Source organism: Paeniglutamicibacter cryotolerans (genome assembly GCF_014190875.1).
GTDB lineage: Bacteria > Actinomycetota > Actinomycetes > Actinomycetales > Micrococcaceae > Paeniglutamicibacter > Paeniglutamicibacter cryotolerans.
Window position 1 is genome coordinate 2684092 of record NZ_JACHVS010000001.1, and the last position, 19411, is coordinate 2703502.

Consider the following 19411-nt stretch of genomic DNA (forward strand, 5'->3'; position numbering starts at 1 on the left):
TGGCACGATCGATGATGGCGGAACTATCAGCAAAGACCACCAACCAGGCTCATCAGGGTCGTATTGGCTCGGTTCCGACCACCCATAGGGCCTGGCGGATTTCCGGGTCTAGGCCCGGGGCAGTTGTATCTATGGTGCTGCCCGGAGCGATGCCTGCGGCAAGGCATTGGCGAAGTGCTTGGGGGGCGGCATCGTTGATCCGCACCACCATCACGAGGCCTGCTGCTGCGCGGTCGAGCCTGATCGCTGTTCGGTGTTCCATGGAGCCGTCGGCTGCGGGGATCGGATCCCCATGCGGGTCGGCGGTGGGGAACCCTAGGCGCTCCTCGAGCCTGCGCACGAATTGCTCGGAGACCGCGTGTTCGATCCGCTCCGCCTCGTCGTGGACCTCATCCCAGCCGTAGCCGAGCTCGTTGACCAAGAACGTCTCCACCAGCCGGTGTCGGCGGACAACCGATAGAGCCGCATCGAGCCCGAGGGCGGTGAGCGTCACTGCGCCGTAGGGCGGGTGCACCAGGAGGCCCTTGCCCACGAGCTTGCGCACCATCATAGTGACCGAGGCGGGGGCGAGCTCTAATTTCACCGCCAACGCGCCAGTGGTCACCGGAGTGTCTTCCCATTCTGTGAGCCCGTACACGGTCTTGAGGTAGTCCTCCTCGCTGCTGCTCAGTCGATCGGGACTCATGAGCTCACCCCCATTGTTGTCCGAACTGCTGCCGCTGTGTCTGCTGCGGCCTGCCTGCGCCGACGTATCACTGCCGCGACTCTACCCTCGCGTGGGGCGAACAGATAGGCGAGCAGGAAGAATCCGGCCTGGGTCAGCACCACCGAGGCTCCGGTGGACAGGTCAAGGTGGTAGCTGGCGTAGATGCCGATGACTGCCGCGCCGCAGCCGAGCCCGGCTGAGATCAGCAGCATCTTGTTGAAGGAGCGAGTCAGTAGGAATGCCGTCGCACCGGGGGTAATCAGCATCGCCACGACCAGGATGATGCCCATGGCCTGCAGGCTCGCCACGACGGTGAGGGCCAGGAGCCCTAGCAGGATCGCGTTCAAGGCCCGTGCGTTGAGCCCGATGGCGTGTGCATGGACCGGGTCGAAGGCCAGCAGAGTGAGGTCCTTGCGCAGATAGAGCACGGTGCCCAACGTGATGGCGCCGAGCACCAGCACCTGGATCAGTTCCGGGCCGCCGGCACCGAGCACGTTGCCGAAGAGGATATGGCCCAGATCGACCTGTGATGGGGTCTTGGCGACGATGGCCAGACCGAGCGCGAAGAGCGTGGTAAACACGATCCCGGTCACTGTGTCGGGTTTCAGCGAGGTGGTGGAGCGCAGCGAGCCGATCAGGTAGACGGCGCCGAGCCCGAAGACCAGTGCGCCGACGGTAAAGGGCAGTCCGGCCAGGTAGGACAGCGCCACGCCCGGCAGTACCGCATGGGAGATCGCGTCACCCATCAGCGACCATCCCATGAGCACCAGCCAACAGGAGAGCACCGAGCAGACCAACGCAGCGGCGAGCGTGACCAGCAGGGCGTTGGTCATGAAGCCGTAGCCGAAGGGCTCGGTCAGGAAATCGATCGGGTTCACGGCTACCGCGTTTCGCTCGGCGCATGGCCGAAGGTGAGGGCCAGGTTGGCGTCGGTGAGGACCGCGGCTGGGGCGCCGGAGGCCAACACCCGACGGTGCAGCAGCAGTGCGCTGCTGCACAGCCGCGGGACCTGGGCCAGGTCGTGGGTGGAGATCAGGATGGTGGTGCCGGTCCGGTTCAGTTCCCGCAACTGGTCGGTGATCAGTTGTTCGGAGCCGATATCCACCCCGGCGAAGGGCTCGTCGAGCAGCATCAGCTTCGCGCCCTGGGCGATGCCGCGGGCGACGAACGCGCGCTTCTTCTGCCCGCCGGAGAGCTCGCCGATCTGACGGTGGGCCAGGGCTGTGAGGTCAACGCGTTCGAGCGCCTCGGCCACGGCTGCCTTGTCCGCGTGGCCCGGGCGGCGGGTGCGGCCCATATAGCCGTAGCGGCCCATCATCACCACCTCGCGCACGCTCACCGGGAAGGTCCAGTCCACGGCCTCGGCCTGTGGCACGTAGCCCAGAAGTCCGAGCTTGCGGGCTGCTGCGGGGGAGTGGCCGAAGAGCCGCACGCTGCCGCTGCTGGGCGCCTGGAGGCCCATGATCGACTTGAACAGCGTCGATTTGCCGCTGCCGTTGACTCCGATCAGTCCGCAGAGTTCACCGCCGGCCAGCTCATAGTCGATTCGCTCCAGCGCGGTGTTCCCGCCGTAGCGCACGGTGAGCCCGGTGATGGTGATGGCATCGTTTGCGCGGTCAGTCCGCATGGCGCTGGCCTTCCAGGATGAGGTTGAGGTCGTAATCGATCAGCTCCAGGAATGTCGGGACCGGCCCGTCGGGCCCCGAAAGCGAGTCGACGTAGAGTGGGCCACGCAGCGGTACCCCGGTGGCCTCTGCGACGCGTTGCTGCGCTCCGGGGTTGATCGTGGATTCGCAGAACAGCGCCGCTGGTCGAAGCCGGGTGACGAAGTCGATCTGGGTGCGGATCTGCCGGGGTGTCCCTTCCGAGTCGGAGTTCACCGGCCACAGGAAGCTTTCTTTCAGGCCCAGGTCACGGGCCAGGTAGGAGAAAGCCCCCTCGCAGGTGGCCAATGTCGGTTCGGGCACCGTGGCCAGGGCCGCGCGGGCGTCGTCGAGCATGAGTTGCAGCTTGGCGTTGGTGGCCGCGGCGCGGCCGGCGAAGTAGTCGGCTTCCCGGGGCAGCAGTGCGCTGAGGGCATCGCGGGCGTTGAGCACGTATTGCTGGGAGGCGACGGGAGACATCCATGCGTGCGGGTTGGGCCTGCCGGTGTAGGTGCCGGAGCCGATGTCGGCTGGTTCGATGCCGGCCGAGAGCACCGCATGCGGGGCATCCAGGCCCCTGACGAACGGTTCGAACCAGCGCTCGAGCCCCAAGCCGTTGTCCAGCACCAGGTCGGCCTCGTGAACCCGAACCAGGTCCGAGGGGGTGGGCTCGTAGCCGTGGATCTCCGTGCCGGGTTTGGTGATCGAGACGACCTCGACCTTCTCCCCGCCGACCTCGCGGACCAGATCGGCCAGCACGCTGAAGGTGGTCAGTACCACGGGCTTCTCCCCGCTCGCTGCCATGGGGCCGGGGGAGGCGCAGCTGGCCAGCGCCATGGCGGCGCAGGCGGCGAGCAGCGCGGGCTTCAGCGGGCGTCGTCGTTGACCGCCCAAGAATTTAGGCATGGCTAAATAGTGCTGCACGGGGTGCCAAAACGCAAATGCCGGTCCCGGAAAAGAATCCGGGACCGGCATTTGCCGTGGACGGTTGCGCGGATCAGCCGCCGTTGAAGATCTGAAGCACCGCGTCGTGCAGCAGTGAGTTGCTGGCCAGCGCATTGCCGCCGTCGCAGCCCTCAATGCCCTCGACCGAGGTGAAACGCCCGCCGGCCTCGCGTACGATCGGGACCAGCGCCGCCATGTCGTAGAGGTTCAGTTCGGGTTCGGCGGCGATATCCACCGCGCCTTCGGCGAGAAGGCAATACGACCAGAAGTCGCCGTAGGCGCGCGTGCGCCAGACCTTCTCGTGCAGCTCGAGCATGTCATCGAGTTGCCCGCGTTCCTTCCAGCCTCCGAGGCTGGAATAGGATACCGAGGCGTCGGCCAGCTCGGAGACTCCGGAGACGCGCAGCCGGGTCGCCGCGGCCATCGACTTGCCGGTGTACGCGCCCATGTCCTTGGCGGCCCACCAGCGCTTTCCTAGAGCCGGTGCGGAAACGAGCCCTACCACCGGCTCGCCGTCGTCGATCAGCGCGATCAGCGTCGCCCAGACCGGCACGCCGCGGACGAAGTTCTTGGTGCCGTCGATCGGGTCGATCACCCAGCGCCGGGTGCCATGCCCGGTGCTGCCGAACTCCTCGCCGAATACGGCGTCGCGGGGCCGGGCGCGGGAGAGATGCGAGCGGATCGACCGTTCGGCGGCACGGTCCGCGTCGGTGACCGGGCTCAGGTCCGGCTTGGTGTCGACCTGCAGGTCCACGGCCTTGAACCGGGACATCGTCAGGTCATCGACCGAATCGGCGATGACGTGGGCCAGTCGCAGATCGTCGTTATAGGTCATTGCGTCGTTGCTCATGGGATTAAACCTATCCCAGCGGGGCACCGCTCCGCCCGTTCATTGAGCCGGGTCGACACCGGTTCAGAACACCCCGAGTTCCTTGGCCTCACCGGTTTCCTCGTGTCCGAGCAGGCGGCGGAAAGAGGTCAGCCGGGCGTCGCCGGCGGAACCGGCCGAACCGGCGGCCACCCAGGTGTCCAGTGCGCATCCGGGCTCGGTGGCCTTGTGCGTGCAGCCGCGCGGACAGTCCAGCGCGCCCGGGGCCAGATCCGGGAAGGCCTGCAGGATGTTGTCGGGTTCCACCAGGGCGAGCCCGAAAGAGCGGATCCCCGGTGTGTCGATGATCCACGTGCCATCGGGAGCGTCGTCGACGCGCAACGCGAGTGCAGAGGAGGAGGTGTGGCGGCCGCGGCCGGTGACGGCGTTGACGTTTCCGGTGGCACGCTCGGCGCCGGTGAGTGCGTTGACCAGCGTGGACTTGCCGACTCCCGAGTGCCCGATGACCACCGAGACCTTGGACGCGAGCATCTCGCGCAGTTCCTCCACCGGGGTGCCGGCCAAGCGGGCCGAGAGCCCGTCGGCGCTGCGCGCGTCGATGCCAGTGGCGTCCTGGGCGGTGGTGCGGGAAATGACGATGTCCATGTCCAGGTGCCGGTAGTTGTCCAGCAGCTCGGTCGGATCCTTGACATCGGCCTTCGTCACGCACAGCAGCGGACGGATGCCCGCGTCGAAGGCAGCGACGATGGCGCGGTCGATGAACCCAGTGCGCGGCTCGGGGTTCGCCGCCGCGACGACGATCACCAACTGGTCGACATTCGCCACCACCACGCGCTCCACCGGATCGGTATCGTCCGCACTGCGGCGCAGCAGCGTACTGCGGTCCTGGATGCGCACCAGCCGGGCGAGGGTGTCCGGCTCCCCGGAGGTATCGCCAACCAGCGAAACGAAGTCGCCGGGGACCACGGGGGAGCGGCGCAGCTCGCGGGCACGGGCGGCAATGACGATCCGCTCCTCGGGGGTGTCCTCGTCGAGGATGGCCGTATAGCGGCCGCGGTCCACGGTGATGATGCGCCCGGTCAGGGCGTCCTCGTAGGCAGGCCGGTCCTTGGTGCGCGGGCGGGTGCCCTTCTTGTTCGGCCGAACCCGGACATCGGATTCGTCCCAGTCGCGTGCGTTCCGTGCCATCGTGCTAGCCTCGTGCCTTTTTGGTTCCGCCGGTGGCGGCAAGTTCTTCCCAGAGCCGGGCGAATTCCGGCATGGTCTTTGCTGTTGTTGCTATGTCCTCCACGGCGATGCCGGGCACCGCCAAGCCGACGATGGCACCTGCCGTGGCCATGCGGTGGTCGGCGTAGGAATGGAAGGTTCCGGCCTTCAACGGCCGCGGGCGGATGATCAGCCCGTCCGCCGTCTCCTCGACATCCCCGCCGAGGGCGTTGAGCTCAGCCGCCAGAGCGGCAAGCCGGTCGGTCTCGTGCCCCCGGAGGTGCGCAATGCCGGTGAGCCGCGACTCTCCCGTGGCCAGCGCGCACAACGCGGCAAGCGTCGGGGCCAGCTCGGACGATTCATCCTGCTCGATGCCGCGGATCTGGGCGCCGCCGGTCACCCGCAGCACCGAGTCTTCACCCAGCTCCACGTCGGCGCCCATGCGCGCGAGGATGCCGCGCCAGGCGTCGCCGACCTGTGTGGTCTCGCGCGGCCAATGCGGAATGCGGATCGTTCCGCCGGTGGCCAGAGCCGCTGCAAGGAACGGGCCGGCGTTGGACAGGTCGGGCTCCATGGCCAGATCGAAGGCGCGGATCGGGCCCGGGGAGACGAACCAGCGTCCCTCGGTACCGTCGTCGACCCGAACACCAAGTTCGCGCAACGTCGCAACGGTCATCCTGATGTGATCCGGGCTCGGGACCTTGTCCCCGGTGCTGATGATTTCCAGTCCGCTGAGTGTGCGTGCGCCAATGAGCAGTAAGGCGCTGATGAACTGCGAGGATTCGGTGGAATCCAGCTCGATGCGGCCGCCGGCAAGGGCACCGGTGCCGGTGAGCGTAAACGGCAGCTGCCCCGGTTCTCCGGACTCGTGCAATGCCACGCCAAGGTCTTTGAGCGCATCGATGACCGGGCGCATCGGGCGCAACCGTGCGTGTAGGTCGCCATCGAATGAAACGATCCCGTTCGCCAACGCGGCCAGCGGCGGCACGAAGCGCATGACCGTTCCGGCCAGGCCGCAGTCGATGGCCACCTCGCCCAGGTCCCTGGACTGATCGATGGGTTCGACCAGCAGGTCCACCCCGTGTTCCCCGATGACCGATTCAATCCGGGCCCCCAGTGCCCGCAACGCCTCGACCATCAGGTCGGCGTCGCGGGAAACCAGCGCATTACGCACCCGGCACGGCCCGTCGGCCATGGCCGCGAGCAACAGGTAGCGGTTGGTCAGGGATTTGGAAGCGGGTACCACTACGGTGGCGTCCACCGGTCCTGTGGGATGCGGTGCATCCCACAGGGGAAGGACGGTAGTGCTGTGGGGCATTATTTCTTGATCACCTTTTGCGCTGTCTTAACTGCTTCGTCGGCGCTTTTGCGCAATTGGCGGCCGGCGTCCTTGCCCAGGTGCTGTGTGCGCCAGGCCAGGGACGGTTTCCCGGCCGTATCGGCTGCGGCAAGAAGTACGGCGCCGACCAGCGAAAGGTTCTTTAGCAGCGATGAGCTGCGGTCCTTGAATCCGGTCTGGGCCGCTGAATCGGAGACCGCGGTCACTGCGGAGGTTCCCACCAGGAGTAGCGCAGCGGTTCGGGGGGCTTTGCCAAGGGCCAGCAGTATTCCGGCCCCGACCTGCACTCCGCCGATGATGCGGGCCATCAGCACGGGGTGCTCGGCTGCGGTGCTCGCCTGCGGCACTAGCGAGCTGACGCGACGCAGGTTCGGTTCGAGGCTGCGTGAGGTTTCCAGGGGTTTACGCAGGCGCTCGAGGCCGGCATAAACGAAGCTTGATGCGAGAAGCGGACGTGCAATCAACCGGATTAGGGACATGCGAACCTCCAAGAAGAATTCAGACTGGTCGAGACAACTCATCCTAGTCTCGCAGAAATCCCTGCCGGTGCCCGGTTCGACGCGGAATACATCGCCAGCCCGGGGCGTTGACACAATCAGCCGTGGCAATTGGGCCTGCGGAAGTAGTCCGGGGAGCCGTGGCATCGGGCAGGGCAGGAGGGACATGGGCTATGACCATATTAACGGCGTGGAAATCGATGATTCCGAGCAATCTGTCCGGCGTAGACTGGGCCGTAATGACCGAGAGCAAAGAGAGCACCGAGATCGTTCCGGTTGCCGACGAGACCGATGATCAGCGTCGCGAGCGCTTCGAGCGTGATGCGTTGCAATACGTTGACCAGTTGTATTCGGCCGCCATGCGCATGGCGCGCAATCCGGCCGATGCCGAGGACTTGGTGCAGGAGGCCTATACGAAGGCCTATTCCGCTTTCCACCAGTACAAGCCCGGCACGAACCTGAAGGCGTGGCTGTACAGGATCCTGACGAACACCTACATCAACCTCTACCGGAAGCGGCAGCGCGAACCTTTACGCACGAACACCGATCAGGTGGAGGACTGGCAGATGGCGCAGGCTGCCGAGCATTCCCCGATGGGGCTGCGCTCGGCCGAGGCCGAGGCCTTGGATCATCTGCCCGATTCCGACGTAAAGAACGCATTGCAGGCCATCCCCGAGGAGTTCCGCCTGGCTGTGTACTTTGTCGATGTCGAAGGATTCGCTTATAAGGAAGTGGCCGAGATCCTGGGTATTCCCATCGGAACGGTGATGTCCCGGCTGCACCGCGGTCGTAAGCAATTGCGTGAACTCCTCTCCGACTACGCGGCAGACCGCGGCGTTGGAAATGCCAAGAGTGAACGGGCAGAAGCGCCCGGTCAGGAGAAGAAATAATGGGTGACTGCCAATCGCTGGGCGACTGCGACGACAAGCGCATCGTACGGCTCTATGAGTATCTGGATGGTGCCTTGACGGTTCAGGACTTGAAGGACGTCAGGGAACACCTTGAGCACTGTTCGGAATGCACCGAGGAATACGATTTGGAGTGCATTATCCGTACTGTGGTGAAGCGTAGCTGCCAAGAAATCGCGCCAGCTGCCTTGAAGTCCAAGATCATCTCGCGGATCAGTGAGATTCGAGTGGAAATCGGTCACGCGTAGCGGTCACCGCAGTCGTTGAAGTCCGGCCCCGGGTTCATGAGAATCTGGGGCCGAACTCTTCAAGTGGGACGATCTTCCTTTTATTCGAACATGCACACCCTAACCACCGCGTCCACCCGCCCTCGTGCCCCTGTGAATAACCCGACAAGCCATGCCTGAACTGATCTTTCAGTGAATCATTGACATGCACAGAGGCGTTTGGGAGTCCTTCAAAATGCCGGTATGTCATCGCATGCTAGTTCCATGCTCGATACGGGAAAAACCCAGGAATCGAACCGGACGTACCGCTCCGAGGCGGACCCCGGAACCACACCTCGGAGCCCCGGGCGCGCCCGCCTCACCGCATTCACCGCCGCCTTGGCCACCCTGACCCAAGGAGGCGCCGAACGCGAACTCATCGAGCTGATCACCAAAACCGAACAGGCCAAGGCAGCCCTGGCAGCCCTCGAAGCCCGCACAGCCACCGCCCTGGACACCGCCGCCGCACCCGCCACGCACAAGCCGGGATCAAGAAAAAGGTCCAGGGCCGCGGCGTCGGCACCGAAATCGCCCTGGCTCGCCACGAGGCGCCGGCCGAGGGACGTAGACACCTCACCTGCTCACGCATCCTCACCGATGACCTGCCAGCCACCATGTACCGCTTCAGCCGCGGACGTATCACCGAGGGTCAGGCCATGGCCATCGCCCACCACGTGCGCAAACTTACCCTGTCGCCCGCGCGGAAGTTGACGAGCGACTGAACGAACAGCCCGATCTGTTCACGCGGCGAGGGAGCCAAGGCCTTGGGCAACCGGGTCCGGGTCCTGGCCCAGGAACTGGACCCCCGGGACATGCTCGAAAAGGCAGAGGGCGCCCGCTCCAAGCGCTACCTGGCCATCTACCCGGCGGCCAACGCGATGATGAAGCTCACCGGAATGATCCCGGTGGAGGCGGGCCTGCTGATCAACCAGGTTCTGGATGACCTCGCCGATTCCCTCACCACCACCGGGGCCGCCCAAGGCCGCACCCGCACCCAGTTACGCACCGACGAATGCTGCTCCCTGCTCACCGGAACTCGAACCACCGTCCCGCGGGTGGAAATCACGCTGGTCATGAGCGAACGCACCCTCTTCCGCGGAAGCCGCGAACCGGCGCACCTCACCGGCTACGGCACGGTTCCGGCGGACTGGGCCAGGGCCCTGATCCACGGACCGGATACCAGCACCGGGGACCCGGGGGCCGAGCGCTGGATCCGATGTCTCTACACCGCACCCGGCTCCGGGGAACTGATCGGCATGGACTCCACACGCCGGCTCTTCCCGGCCGGTTTGACCCGCTTCATCAAGATCCGCGACCGGTACTGCCGCACACCGGGCTGCGACGCCCGGATCCAGGACATCGACCACGTGTTCGGCTGGGTCCTGGGTGGACTGACTACAGCGAAAAACGGGAGGGGTTGTTGCAAGGGCTGCAACCTGGACAAGGAGATCCCCGACTGGTCCGCGACCGCGGTGCCCGGGGAACGACATGCGGTGGAGATAACCACTCCGACCGGGATGACATACCGCTCCACAGCGCCACCACCGCCGGGCGCCGGAATGTAACCCAAATACTACCGAGGCCGCTCCTTGGTTCCTTGCGGAACTTTGAGCCGGCGTTCGAGCTGATCATAATGGGGCATGCGAATGCCGGCCCCGGTTCCATCTGGAACCGGGGCCGGCATGATGTGCATGGGGATGCTTAGGTGTTGGGGCGCTTACCGTGGTTGGCTCCGCCGCGCTTGCGGTCCTTGCGCTTGCGTGATCGCTTGCTCATGGTTGCTCCTTTTCATGGATGCCTTTTAGGTCGGATCCAGTCTCGCACAGGAGCACATGTGATTCCTAACACGTCAGTCGTGTGGCGTCGTGTCGTGAGCGGCCCGTCATCAGGGACGTGGTTCGGGCAGGCCCAACCAGGAATACCAGCCGCGGTGCAGAACAAGCCAAGCCATGAGCCCGTATCCGGCCTGGCCCGGCAAGCCGCCGTTGGCTGCGAGGTCAGTTCGCCATTGGGCATGATTAAGCAGGGGAGTGAACGTATCGACGTAGTGGTGGTGCCTGCGTGTGGCGACATCCGCGAAAACGGTGGAGAGCTCACCCAGGCGGCGGTTGCGCTCATCGTCCAATCCGGGAGCGGGGCCAACAACGATGGCCTTGATGCTCATCTGAGAAGCGGAATCGAGGATGTTTGCCAGGTTCAGCCTGCTGCGAGCGGTGGAAAGCCCTAGGTCAAGGTCGCGGTCCGACAATGCGACAACGAGACGGTTTTCGCAGTTATCTCCGAAACGCCGGGATGCCTCATCGAACCACCGCGAGGCAAGAGCCTCGGAACCTTCTCCCGGAGCGGCCAACGAATAACTCTCGAAGCGGGTCTCGTCGCTGGTTGTCCGGGCCAAAACACGGCCGTACCAGCCAAGAGCCCGCGGGTCGCCATGGCCGGCGAGTAGTTCGTCGCCAATGGCGGTAAGGCGGATGGTGCGGTGTTCCACAAATGACCTTTCTAGGGGTTCTACGCCCACCTTAGCAGTCAGCCAAGTGAGGAAGGGACGGAACACATTGTGTTCCGTCCCTTCCGTCACGCGTTTATTCGTCTTGCTGTGGTACCCGGCGCTTAGCGCTGGAAAGCCTGCTGCAGCAGGATGGACTGCTCAACCTCATGTCGCTTGTGCGTACCGGTGGAGGTGGCTGCAGAGGCCGGGCGCGAGGCGACCCGTACGGTGCGGTCCAGTTCCGGAAGCAGATTCAGCGCAATGAACGGCCACGGGCCCTGGTTCTCGGGCTCGTCCTGTGCCCAAACGATTTCCGCGTTCGGATACTTGGCCAGCTCGGCGCGGATCTCCTCGAGGGGCAGCGGGTAAAGCTGCTCGACACGGATGATAGCGGTCTTCGTGTCATTGGCCTTCGTCCGGGCCGCGGCCAGGTCGTAATACAGGCGGCCAGAGACCAGAAGCACTCGATCGACATCGGCCGGGTTCAGGTTACCCTGATCGGCGATGACCGACTGGAACGTGCCCTGCGTGAAATCCTCGACCGACGAAGCGGCGGCCTTAAGGCGCAGCAGCTGCTTCGGGGTGAAGATGACCAAGGGCTTGCGCGGACGGGCATAGGCCTGGCGACGCAGCAGGTGGAAGTGGTTCGCTCCCGTGGACGGGTTGGCAACGACCATGTTTTCCTCGGCGCACATCTGCAGGAAGCGTTCGATGCGTGCGGAGGAGTGGTCCGGGCCCTGGCCCTCGTATCCGTGCGGCAGCATGAGCACCAGCGAGGAACGCTGGCCCCACTTCTGCTCGGCGGAGGAGAGGAACTCGTCGATGACCGTCTGGGCGCCGTTGACGAAGTCGCCGAACTGGGCCTCCCAGAGCACCAGGGCGTCCGGACGCTCGACCGAGTAGCCGTATTCGAAGCCCATGGCCGCGTATTCGGACAGCAGGGAATCGTAGATCCACAGTTTTGCCTGGTCGTCGGACAGGTGCAGCAGAGGGGTCCACTCTTCGCCGTTGAGGCGGTCGTGGAAGACCGCATGGCGCTGCACGAAGGTACCACGGCGCGAATCCTGGCCGGCAAGCCGGACCGGCACGCCTTCCATGGACAACGAACCAAAGGCGGCCAGCTCGGCGAAGCCCCAGTCGATGCCGCCTTCGCGGGACATCTTCTCGCGGCGTTCCAGCAGGACCTTGAGCTTCGGGTGGACGGTGAAGTCCTCCGGGACGGCCAAGTGTGCTGCTCCGATGTGGGCCAGCGTCGCCGGGGAGATCGCCGTGGGGTTCTCCGTCGGCAGCGCAGCCTCGTCGTTACGCTGTGCGGTGGGCAGTTCCAGGTCGTGCACCGAGGTGGCGCCGGTGGGAATGACCGGGATGGGCGAGGTCTGTGCGGCGTGGGTCTCGGCGAAGACCCGCTCCAGGCGTTCCTGGTAGTCGCGCAGAGCCTGGTCGGCTTCGTCCTGCGTGATGTCGCCGCGGCCAACCAGGGCCTCGGTGTACAGCTTGCGGGTGGAGCGCTTGGCCTCGATCAGGTTGTACATCATCGGCTGGGTCATTGAGGGATCGTCGCCCTCGTTGTGGCCGCGTCGACGGTAGCAAACCATGTCGATGACGACGTCCTTGTTGAACAGCTGGCGGTATTTGAACGCGAGCTGGGCAATGCGGACGACGGACTCGGGGTCATCGCCGTTGACGTGGAAGACCGGCGCCTGGACCATCTTCGCGACGTCGGTGGAGTACACCGAGGATCGCGAATTGGACGGCGAGGTGGTGAATCCGACCTGGTTGTTCACGACAACGTGGATGGTGCCGCCGGTGCGGTAGCCCTCCAGCTGCGAGAGGGTCAGGGTTTCGGCTACGACGCCTTGGCCGGCGAATGCGGCATCACCGTGTACCAGGATCGGCAGCACGTTGAAGTTGCCTTCGCCCTGGTCCATGCGGTCCTGCTTGGCGCGCACGATGCCCTCGAGGACCGAGTCGACGGCCTCCAAGTGCGACGGGTTGGCGGCCAGGTAGACCTTGGTCTGGTTGCCCTGGTCCGAGGTGAATTCACCCTCGGTGCCCAGGTGGTACTTCACGTCGCCCGATCCCTGGACGGAACCGGGGATCTGGGTGCCTTCGAATTCGCGGAAGACCTGTGCATAGGTCTTGCCGGCGATGTTGGTCAGCACGTTCAGGCGGCCGCGGTGGGCCATGCCGATGGCAACCTCGTCCATGCCCTGGTCGGCAGCGTCGGAGATGATGCCGTCGAGCAGCGGAATCAGCGATTCTCCGCCCTCGAGGGAGAAGCGCTTCTGGCCGACGAACTTGGTCTGCAGGAAGGTCTCGAAGGCCTCCGCGGAGTTCAGTTTCGACAGGATGCGCAGCTGCTCTTCGCGGGTCGGCTTGGAGTACTTGTGCTCCAGCTCGTCCTGGAACCAGTGGCGCTCGACCGGGTCCTGGATATGCATGTATTCGATGCCGGTGGTGCGGCAATAGGCATCGCGAAGCACACCGAGGATATCGCGCAGCAACAGGCGGTCCTTGCCGCCGAAACCGCCGGTGACCCACTCGCGGTCCAGGTCCCACAGCGTCAGGCCGTAGGTCTGGATGTCAAGGTCCGGGTGGCGTCGCTGGACGTATTCCAGCGGGTTGGTGTCGGCCATGAGGTGGCCGCGCACGCGGTAGGAGTGGATCATCTGCTGGATCCGGGCGATCTTGTTGATCTGCAGGTCGATGTCGACCTGGTTGTCGACGGACCAGCGCACCGGTTCGTACGGGATCCGCAGCGCTTCGAAGATCTCGTCGTAGAAGCCCTGCTCGCCGAGCAGCAGGGACTCGATCAGGCGCAGGAACTCGCCCGAACCGGCACCCTGGATGACGCGGTGGTCATAGGTGGAGGTCAGCGTGATGACCTTGCCGATGCCCTGCAGGGCGACGGTCTTCGGGCTGGCGCCGCGGAATTCGGCCGGGTACTCCAGCGCGCCGACGCCCACGATGGTGGCCTGGCCCTTGGACAGGCGCGGCACCGAGTGCACCGTGCCGATGCCACCAGGGTTGGTCAGCGAAACCGTGGTGCCGGCGTAGTCGTCGGCCGTCAGCTTATTGTTGCGGGCGCGCTTGATCAGTTCCTCGTAGGTGTTCCAGAACTCGGAGAAGGAGAGCGTCTCTGCCTTCTTGATATTCGGAACGGCCAGCATGCGGCTGCCATCGGGCTTTGGCATATCGATCGCGATGCCGAAGTTCACGTTGGCTGGCTGGACGGCCATGGGCTTGCCGTCGATTTCCTCGAACGTGACGTTCTGCGAGGGGAAGAGCTTCAGCGCACGGATCACGGCGAAGCCGATGATGTGGGTGAAGGAGACCTTGCCGCCGCGGGCGCGGGCCAGGTGGTTGTTGATGACCACGCGGTTGTCGATCAGTGCCTTGGCCGGAACGGCGCGGACGGTGGTGGCTGTCGGAACCGTGAGGCTGGCTTCCATGTTGGTAACGATGGCCTTGGCCGGACCGCGCAGCGGGGTCTTCTTGGACTCGCCCGCGGTGGCGTTGACGGCCGCGCTCTTGGGCAGCTGTGCCGGAATGGCCTGGGCCTTGGTGATGGGCGCCGGGTTTGCCGGTGCCTTTGCGGCTATCGGGGCGGCCGGAAACGCCGGGGTTTCTGCCGGGCGTGCCGAGGTGGCGGCATTGGCGGCGCGAGGGGCTCCGGTGACCGGAGCGGCGGGTGCCGGTGCGACAGGTGCGGCGGGAGCGGCAGCTGCGGGTGCGCCGTCGAGGGATTCGAAGATCTCCCACCACTTCTTGTCTACTGAATTCTTGTCCTTGAGGAACTGCTGGTACAGCTCATCGACGAGCCATTCGTTCCCACCAAACTCTTCGGTCAGTCGGTGGTGCGATTGATCTGGCACGGTTTTACGCCTCTTCCCTGATTGCCGATTTGTCTTCCATGGTCCTGCGTCGCGATGGGGTGTGCGCAGACGCGGGCATGGTCCTAGACCTGCCGTCCAGTCTAGTGACTAACCGGGCCCCGGTGTTAATTTATGCGGCGCGCATCACAATTGAAATTAGTCAGGGGTTCCCGATCCGGGACCCGTAGGCAGCGCAGTGCCCTGCCGGGGGTGCCTGTGCAGGTCATCCGGAGGACACCATCAAAGTGTTCCGATAGACTGTGATCCTTATGGACAGTCACTCTCGGTGCCGGCCAGCCGCGTCACAGCGCAGCGCCGGCAAATCACGTCTCTGCTTGCCCAGCTCATCCGCTTCCGCCTTGGAGCCTTCCAGATCAGGTCATCCCCGATGCCGTCAGCTTTCGAAGTCCAGGCCGTCGCGCATGCCCTACCCCGTTGCACCGGGGGTGGGACGCTAAATGGAATGGCTCCTACTCCTACTCGGCCTGCTGCTGATTCTCGGCACCGGCTTCTTCGTCGCAGTCGAATTCTCACTTGTTGCACTGGACCAATCCACCGTGCAACGTGCGGTGGACGAGGGTGATGCGAAGTCCGCCGCCCTGCTGCGCTGCCTCAAATCGCTATCCACCCAGCTTTCCTCATGCCAGCTGGGCATCACCCTGACTACCTTGTTGACCGGCTATGTAATCGAACCGTCCGTCGGAAAACTGCTGCAGGTACCGCTACGGGCGCTGGGGCTGGGTGACAGCGCCGTACCGGTCAGCCTGATCGTCGCGATGCTGTTGGCCACCCTGCTTTCAATGGTCATCGGCGAACTGGTGCCCAAGAACCTGGCCATTGCCAAGGCCTTCGAGATCGGGCGCGCCGTCGCCGGACCCCAACTGATCTTCACCGCCGTGTTCAGGCCCGCGATCGTCGTGCTGAACGGCTTTTCCAACAAGGTGCTTCACCTGTTCGGGCTGGAGGCCAAGGAGGAGATCTCCGGGGCCCGCAGCCCGGCCGAGCTTGCATCGCTGGTGCGCCGCTCCGCCGAAATGGGAACGCTCGATGCCGACACGGCAAATTTCGTGAACCGCACGCTGCGCTTCTCGGAGCGTTCGGCCGCCGATGTCATGACGCCGCGGATCAGGATGCAGACGGTACACAAGGACGCCTCGGTCAATGATGTCATCGAGCTGGCCCGACGCACCGGCTATTCACGCTTCCCCGTGGTCGATGACTCTGCCGACGACATCCAGGGCGTGTGCCATGTGAAAAAGGCCATCGGCATTCCCCGCGGCAAGCGTGACAGGCTGGTGGCCGCCAACATCCTTTCAGACATCATTTTCGTTCCCGAAACCGTCCATCTGGACACGTTGATCCAGGAGCTGCGCGAGGCGAACCTCCAAGTTGCCGTGGTCCTGGATGAATACGGGGGGACGGCCGGCATGGTCACGTTGGAGGACCTGATCGAGGAAATCGTCGGTGAGGTGTCCGACGAGCATGACCGGGCGCTGGTTGGCGTGTTGCAATCGGCGTCGGGCAATTGGACCTTCCCGGGCCTGCTGCGCCCCGACGAGCTGGTGGAAAAGGTGCCTGGGCTGCAGATCCCGGACGACGCCGCCTATGAAACGGTCGGCGGGTTCCTGATGTCCGAGCTGGGGCGCTTGCCCGAGGCCGGGGACCGGATCGAGATCCCTTCCGGGGTCCTCGTCGTTGAATCCCTTGATGGACGCCGCGTGGACCGGGTCCGCTACGAACCGACCCCCGAGCCGCAAGACTCCGAGCACGAGGGGGAGTCCAAGTGAACGACTTCATGGGACTCTTCTGGCTCGTCGTGCTCCTGCTCGGCAACGCCTTCTTCGTTGCTGCCGAATTCGCCGTGATGAGCGCCCGGCGCAGTCAGATCGAACCGTTGGCCGATGCCGGCAACAAGCGCGCCAAGACCGCGCTCAAGGCCATGGAATCCGTGTCGCTGATGCTGGCAGTCTGCCAGCTCGGCATCACCGTGTGTTCGCTGCTGATCCTGAATGTCGCCGAGCCGGCGATCCACCACCTGCTGGCGGCCCCGCTGCATCTGTTGGGTATGCCGGAGGCACTGGCCGGGAGCGTAGCTTTTGTGCTTGCCCTGCTGACCGTCACGTTCCTGCATGTGACCTTCGGTGAAATGGTGCCCAAGAACATCTCGGTCTCCCTGGCCGACAAGGCGGTCATGCTGTTGGCGACACCACTGTTGTGGCTGTCCAAGGCGGTGTATCCGGTAGTGGTGTCCCTGAACTGGATGGCCAACCGTTTCCTGCACCTGCTCGGCGTCCAGCCGAAGGACGAGGTCAACTCCAGCTTCACCCGCCAGGAGGTGGCCACCATTGTTGCCGAATCGACCCGCAGTGGGCTGGTCGAAGACGATAGCGGGCTGCTCTCCGGTGCCCTGGAATTTTCGCAGTACACCGCCGAAATGACCATGGTGCCGCTGGGGGAGCTAGTGACTCTGCCGCTGGGAACCACCGTGGCGCAATTCGAAAAGGCGGTCAGTCGAACCGGATTCTCACGCTTCGTGATGGAGGGACCGGACGGCACGCTGGCCGGTTACCTGCATATGAAGGACGTGATGAACCTTCCGGACTCTCGTTACCACGACCCGATTTCGGTCTCGAAATTGCGTGCGCTGGGCAATATGCGCGCCGCAGAGGAGATCGAGGACGCGTTGGTGGTCATGCAGCGCAACGGATCGCACCTCTCCCGGGTGATCAGCCCGGACGGGGTGACGCTCGGCGTGCTGTTCCTGGAAGATGTACTTGAACAGCTGGTCGGGGAGATCCGCGATGCGACGCAGTCCCAGGGGCTGCGTCGGCAGAACGAATCCGGTGATAATGAAAATGACTCGCATTTGAGTTAGAATGGAAGCAATGATTCGACAGCTTCCGAAGGGTCCGCAGATGGCCCGCTCCCTCCGCACCGTCGCAGCCCTGGCCGCACTGCTCCTGGTGAGTGGCTGCGGCGGCGGTGCCGTAGCATCCCCGCCCACCCCGGAAGCCGGGGTGGGCGGGATCCGCGTGGTGGCTTCCACCAGTGTGTATGCGGATGTGGCCCGGGCTGTCGGCGGTGACCGGGTCGATGCCACTGCGATCATCGACAAGACCTCCCAAGACCCGCACTCCTATGAGGCGACGGTCCGCGACAAACTCGCCGTCTCCAGGGCGGATCTGGTCATTGCCAATGGCGGTGGATACGACGTGTTCATCGACGCCTTGGCAGGGTCGCTGAAGCTCGCACCCGACACCATCATCTCGGTCGTGGGGCTCGATTCCGAGGCGCATGACACCCATGCGGAAGGATCCTCGGCTGAGGCCGCGTCCGGCCACGACCACGGGGGAGCCAATGAACACGTCTGGTATGACCCCCATGTCGTGGCCGAGCTTGCCGACACCCTGGCCGCGCGATTCTCCGCCCTGGAGCCGGAATTTTCAGAGCGCTTTGCCGCGAACGCCCGGAAATTCTCTGCGGGCACGGAAAAAATCGAGCGCCGGCTCGAAAACCTGACCGCCGGAGGCGGCTCGAAGAGCTTCGCGATGACCGAACCCGTCCCTTATTACCTGCTGACCGAGGCTGGCATGAAGGACGCCACCCCGGAGGGGCTGGGCGAGGCCATGGAATCTGGCGGAGACGTGCCACCGCTGCTGCTCAAGCGGCTCTCGGACGGACTGCGGTCAGGGGCCTACGACGTGTTTGCCTACAACTCGCAGACCTCCGGCCCGCAGACCGAGGCGGCGCGCAAGGTCGCTGAACAATATGGGGTCCCCATCTTGGACTTCACCGAAACGCTTCCCGCCGGCGACAGCTACCTGTCCTGGATGAACGACAACGTTAACCACTTGGAGGCCGCACTTGAACACTGAGACCAACCCGAGGCCCACAGTGGCGAAGACGGGCGTGGAACCGGTGGTGCGGCTGCGTAATGCGGGGCTTCGCTTTGGAGAACGCGTGCTCTGGTCCGGGCTCGACCTTGATATCGCACCCGGAGAATTCCTTGCGGTGCTCGGGCCCAACGGCTCGGGAAAGTCGTCCATGGTGAAGACCCTGCTGGGCCTGCAACCGCTGACCAGCGGCACGGTGGAAATCTGTGGCAAGCCGGTCACCCGCGGTTCACGGCTGGTCGGGTCCATCCCGCAGCAGCAGCATTTCGCCCCCGACACTCCGCTGCGTGCCAGGGACCTGGTCGCCTTGGGCATCGACGGACACAAATGGGGTCCACGCATCTTCCATAAGAAGCTGAACCGCAAGGTCGATGAGCTGCTCGAGCGGGTCGGGGCCACCAGCTACGCCGACCGTCCGGTAGGCGTGCTCTCCGGCGGCGAACAGCAGCGGCTACGCGCGGCCCAGGCCCTGAGCGATGATCCGCGGCTGCTCCTGTGCGACGAACCGCTGCTCTCGCTGGACCTGCACCATCAGCAGGCAGTGTCCTCGCTGATTCACTCCGAGGCCTGCGACAAGGGTGCCGCCGTCGTCTTCATCACCCATGAGATCAATCCGATTCTGCAATATGTGGACCGCGTGTTGTACCTGGCCGGAGGCCGATTCCACATCGGTGCTCCGAGCGAAGTCATGACCTCCAAGGTGCTCTCCGAGCTTTACCAGTCACCCATTGAGGTCTTCGAGTCCCACGGTCGCATTGTGGTCGTCGGGATGCCTGATGCCGTCACCCACCAGCACCCGGTCGAAGGGGAATAAGT

The 19411-nt window shown here is 64.6% G+C and carries 18 protein-coding genes; 7 read left to right on the top strand and 11 right to left on the bottom strand.

What is annotated here, in order from left to right:
- Window positions 1-52 precede the first annotated feature (52 nt).
- The 8 genes from E9229_RS12345 to E9229_RS12380 all read right to left on the bottom strand — a co-directional run bounded on the left by E9229_RS12345 (window position 53) and on the right by E9229_RS12380 (window position 7147).
- Complete coding sequence (locus E9229_RS12345; protein WP_183511604.1) at window positions 53-685, bottom strand: metal-dependent transcriptional regulator; 633 nt, start codon at window positions 683-685, stop codon at window positions 53-55.
- Window positions 682-1584 (bottom strand): metal ABC transporter permease, encoded by a 903-nt coding sequence (locus E9229_RS12350; protein WP_183511605.1) that lies wholly within the window; start codon window positions 1582-1584, stop codon window positions 682-684. Before E9229_RS12350 ends, E9229_RS12345 begins: the two co-directional genes overlap by 4 nt.
- 2 nt (window positions 1585-1586) lie before the next feature.
- A complete protein-coding gene (locus E9229_RS12355; protein ID WP_183511606.1) occupies window positions 1587-2333 on the bottom strand; it encodes a metal ABC transporter ATP-binding protein in 747 nt (248 codons plus the stop codon).
- Window positions 2323-3255 (bottom strand): metal ABC transporter solute-binding protein, Zn/Mn family, encoded by a 933-nt coding sequence (locus E9229_RS12360; protein ID WP_221184450.1) that lies wholly within the window; start codon window positions 3253-3255, stop codon window positions 2323-2325. The genes E9229_RS12355 and E9229_RS12360 overlap by 11 nt, the downstream gene beginning before the upstream one ends.
- 91 nt (window positions 3256-3346) lie before the next feature.
- Window positions 3347-4144, bottom strand: coding sequence for a histidinol-phosphatase (gene hisN / locus E9229_RS12365; RefSeq protein WP_183511607.1), 798 nt, complete (start codon window positions 4142-4144; stop codon window positions 3347-3349).
- A gap of 63 nt (window positions 4145-4207) precedes the next feature.
- Entirely contained in the window at window positions 4208-5311 is a 1104-nt protein-coding gene (gene rsgA, locus E9229_RS12370) for a ribosome small subunit-dependent GTPase A (protein WP_183511608.1), read from the bottom strand.
- Window positions 5312-5315: 4 nt separating this feature from the next.
- Complete coding sequence (aroA, locus tag E9229_RS12375) at window positions 5316-6647, bottom strand: 3-phosphoshikimate 1-carboxyvinyltransferase (protein WP_183511609.1); 1332 nt, start codon at window positions 6645-6647, stop codon at window positions 5316-5318.
- Window positions 6647-7147, bottom strand: a complete 501-nt coding sequence (locus tag E9229_RS12380) for a DoxX family protein (protein ID WP_183511610.1) — start codon at window positions 7145-7147, stop codon at window positions 6647-6649. The genes aroA and E9229_RS12380 overlap by 1 nt, the downstream gene beginning before the upstream one ends.
- A gap of 257 nt (window positions 7148-7404) precedes the next feature.
- On the opposite strand from E9229_RS12380, the gene E9229_RS12385 reads away from it, so the two are divergent.
- The 3 genes from E9229_RS12385 (at window position 7405) to E9229_RS12395 (ending at window position 9904) form a co-directional block, all read left to right on the top strand.
- Window positions 7405-8055, top strand: coding sequence for a sigma-70 family RNA polymerase sigma factor (locus tag E9229_RS12385; protein ID WP_183511611.1), 651 nt, complete (start codon window positions 7405-7407; stop codon window positions 8053-8055).
- Window positions 8055-8321, top strand: a complete 267-nt coding sequence (rsrA, locus tag E9229_RS12390) for a mycothiol system anti-sigma-R factor (protein ID WP_183511612.1) — start codon at window positions 8055-8057, stop codon at window positions 8319-8321. The genes E9229_RS12385 and rsrA overlap by 1 nt, the downstream gene beginning before the upstream one ends.
- 782 nt (window positions 8322-9103) lie before the next feature.
- On the top strand, window positions 9104-9904 hold the full coding sequence (locus E9229_RS12395) for an HNH endonuclease (RefSeq protein WP_183511614.1): 801 nt from the start codon (window positions 9104-9106) through the stop codon (window positions 9902-9904).
- A gap of 136 nt (window positions 9905-10040) precedes the next feature.
- Here E9229_RS12395 and E9229_RS20090 read toward each other — a convergent pair whose 3' ends face one another.
- The 3 genes from E9229_RS20090 to E9229_RS12405 form a co-directional block, all read right to left on the bottom strand.
- On the bottom strand, window positions 10041-10115 hold the full coding sequence (locus E9229_RS20090) for a 50S ribosomal protein bL37 (RefSeq protein WP_372342882.1): 75 nt from the start codon (window positions 10113-10115) through the stop codon (window positions 10041-10043).
- A gap of 109 nt (window positions 10116-10224) precedes the next feature.
- Window positions 10225-10827 carry a GDSL-type esterase/lipase family protein gene (locus E9229_RS12400; protein WP_183511615.1) on the bottom strand — a complete coding sequence of 201 codons (603 nt, stop codon included), beginning with the start codon at window positions 10825-10827 and terminating at the stop codon, window positions 10225-10227.
- A 122-nt stretch (window positions 10828-10949) separates the two neighbouring features.
- On the bottom strand, window positions 10950-14702 hold the full coding sequence (locus E9229_RS12405; protein WP_183511616.1) for a multifunctional oxoglutarate decarboxylase/oxoglutarate dehydrogenase thiamine pyrophosphate-binding subunit/dihydrolipoyllysine-residue succinyltransferase subunit: 3753 nt from the start codon (window positions 14700-14702) through the stop codon (window positions 10950-10952).
- Window positions 14703-15160: 458 nt separating this feature from the next.
- Between E9229_RS12405 and E9229_RS12410 the strand changes: the two genes are divergently transcribed.
- From E9229_RS12410 to E9229_RS12425, 4 genes are read left to right on the top strand one after another with little or no spacing between them, the layout of a single operon-like run.
- Window positions 15161-16489, top strand: coding sequence for a hemolysin family protein (locus E9229_RS12410; RefSeq protein WP_183511618.1), 1329 nt, complete (start codon window positions 15161-15163; stop codon window positions 16487-16489).
- Window positions 16486-17577, top strand: coding sequence for a hemolysin family protein (locus tag E9229_RS12415; RefSeq protein ID WP_183511619.1), 1092 nt, complete (start codon window positions 16486-16488; stop codon window positions 17575-17577). Before E9229_RS12410 ends, E9229_RS12415 begins: the two co-directional genes overlap by 4 nt.
- Window positions 17578-17617: 40 nt before the next feature.
- Window positions 17618-18577, top strand: a complete 960-nt coding sequence (locus tag E9229_RS12420) for a metal ABC transporter solute-binding protein, Zn/Mn family (protein ID WP_183511620.1) — start codon at window positions 17618-17620, stop codon at window positions 18575-18577.
- Window positions 18578-18611: 34 nt separating this feature from the next.
- The gene (locus tag E9229_RS12425) at window positions 18612-19409 is read left to right on the top strand and encodes a metal ABC transporter ATP-binding protein (protein WP_183512043.1); all 798 of its coding nucleotides are present in this window, start codon (window positions 18612-18614) and stop codon (window positions 19407-19409) included.
- The last annotated feature ends 2 nt before the right edge of the window (window positions 19410-19411 follow it).

What these genes read in the sequence shown, in the direction of transcription:
- E9229_RS12345 (WP_183511604.1), bottom strand. Translation starts at nt 685, where the DNA reads ATGAGTCCCGATCGACTGAGCAGCAGCGAGGAGGACTACCTCAAGACC.
- E9229_RS12355 (WP_183511606.1), bottom strand. Translation starts at nt 2,333, where the DNA reads ATGCGGACTGACCGCGCAAACGATGCCATCACCATCACCGGGCTCACC.
- E9229_RS12360 (WP_221184450.1), bottom strand. Translation starts at nt 3,255, where the DNA reads ATGCCTAAATTCTTGGGCGGTCAACGACGACGCCCGCTGAAGCCCGCG.
- hisN (WP_183511607.1), bottom strand. Translation starts at nt 4,144, where the DNA reads ATGAGCAACGACGCAATGACCTATAACGACGATCTGCGACTGGCCCAC.
- rsgA (WP_183511608.1), bottom strand. Translation starts at nt 5,311, where the DNA reads ATGGCACGGAACGCACGCGACTGGGACGAATCCGATGTCCGGGTTCGG.
- aroA (WP_183511609.1), bottom strand. Translation starts at nt 6,647, where the DNA reads ATGCCCCACAGCACTACCGTCCTTCCCCTGTGGGATGCACCGCATCCC.
- E9229_RS12380 (WP_183511610.1), bottom strand. Translation starts at nt 7,147, where the DNA reads ATGTCCCTAATCCGGTTGATTGCACGTCCGCTTCTCGCATCAAGCTTC.
- E9229_RS12385 (WP_183511611.1), top strand. Translation starts at nt 7,405, where the DNA reads ATGACCGAGAGCAAAGAGAGCACCGAGATCGTTCCGGTTGCCGACGAG.
- rsrA (WP_183511612.1), top strand. Translation starts at nt 8,055, where the DNA reads ATGGGTGACTGCCAATCGCTGGGCGACTGCGACGACAAGCGCATCGTA.
- E9229_RS12410 (WP_183511618.1), top strand. Translation starts at nt 15,161, where the DNA reads ATGGAATGGCTCCTACTCCTACTCGGCCTGCTGCTGATTCTCGGCACC.
- E9229_RS12420 (WP_183511620.1), top strand. Translation starts at nt 17,618, where the DNA reads ATGGCCCGCTCCCTCCGCACCGTCGCAGCCCTGGCCGCACTGCTCCTG.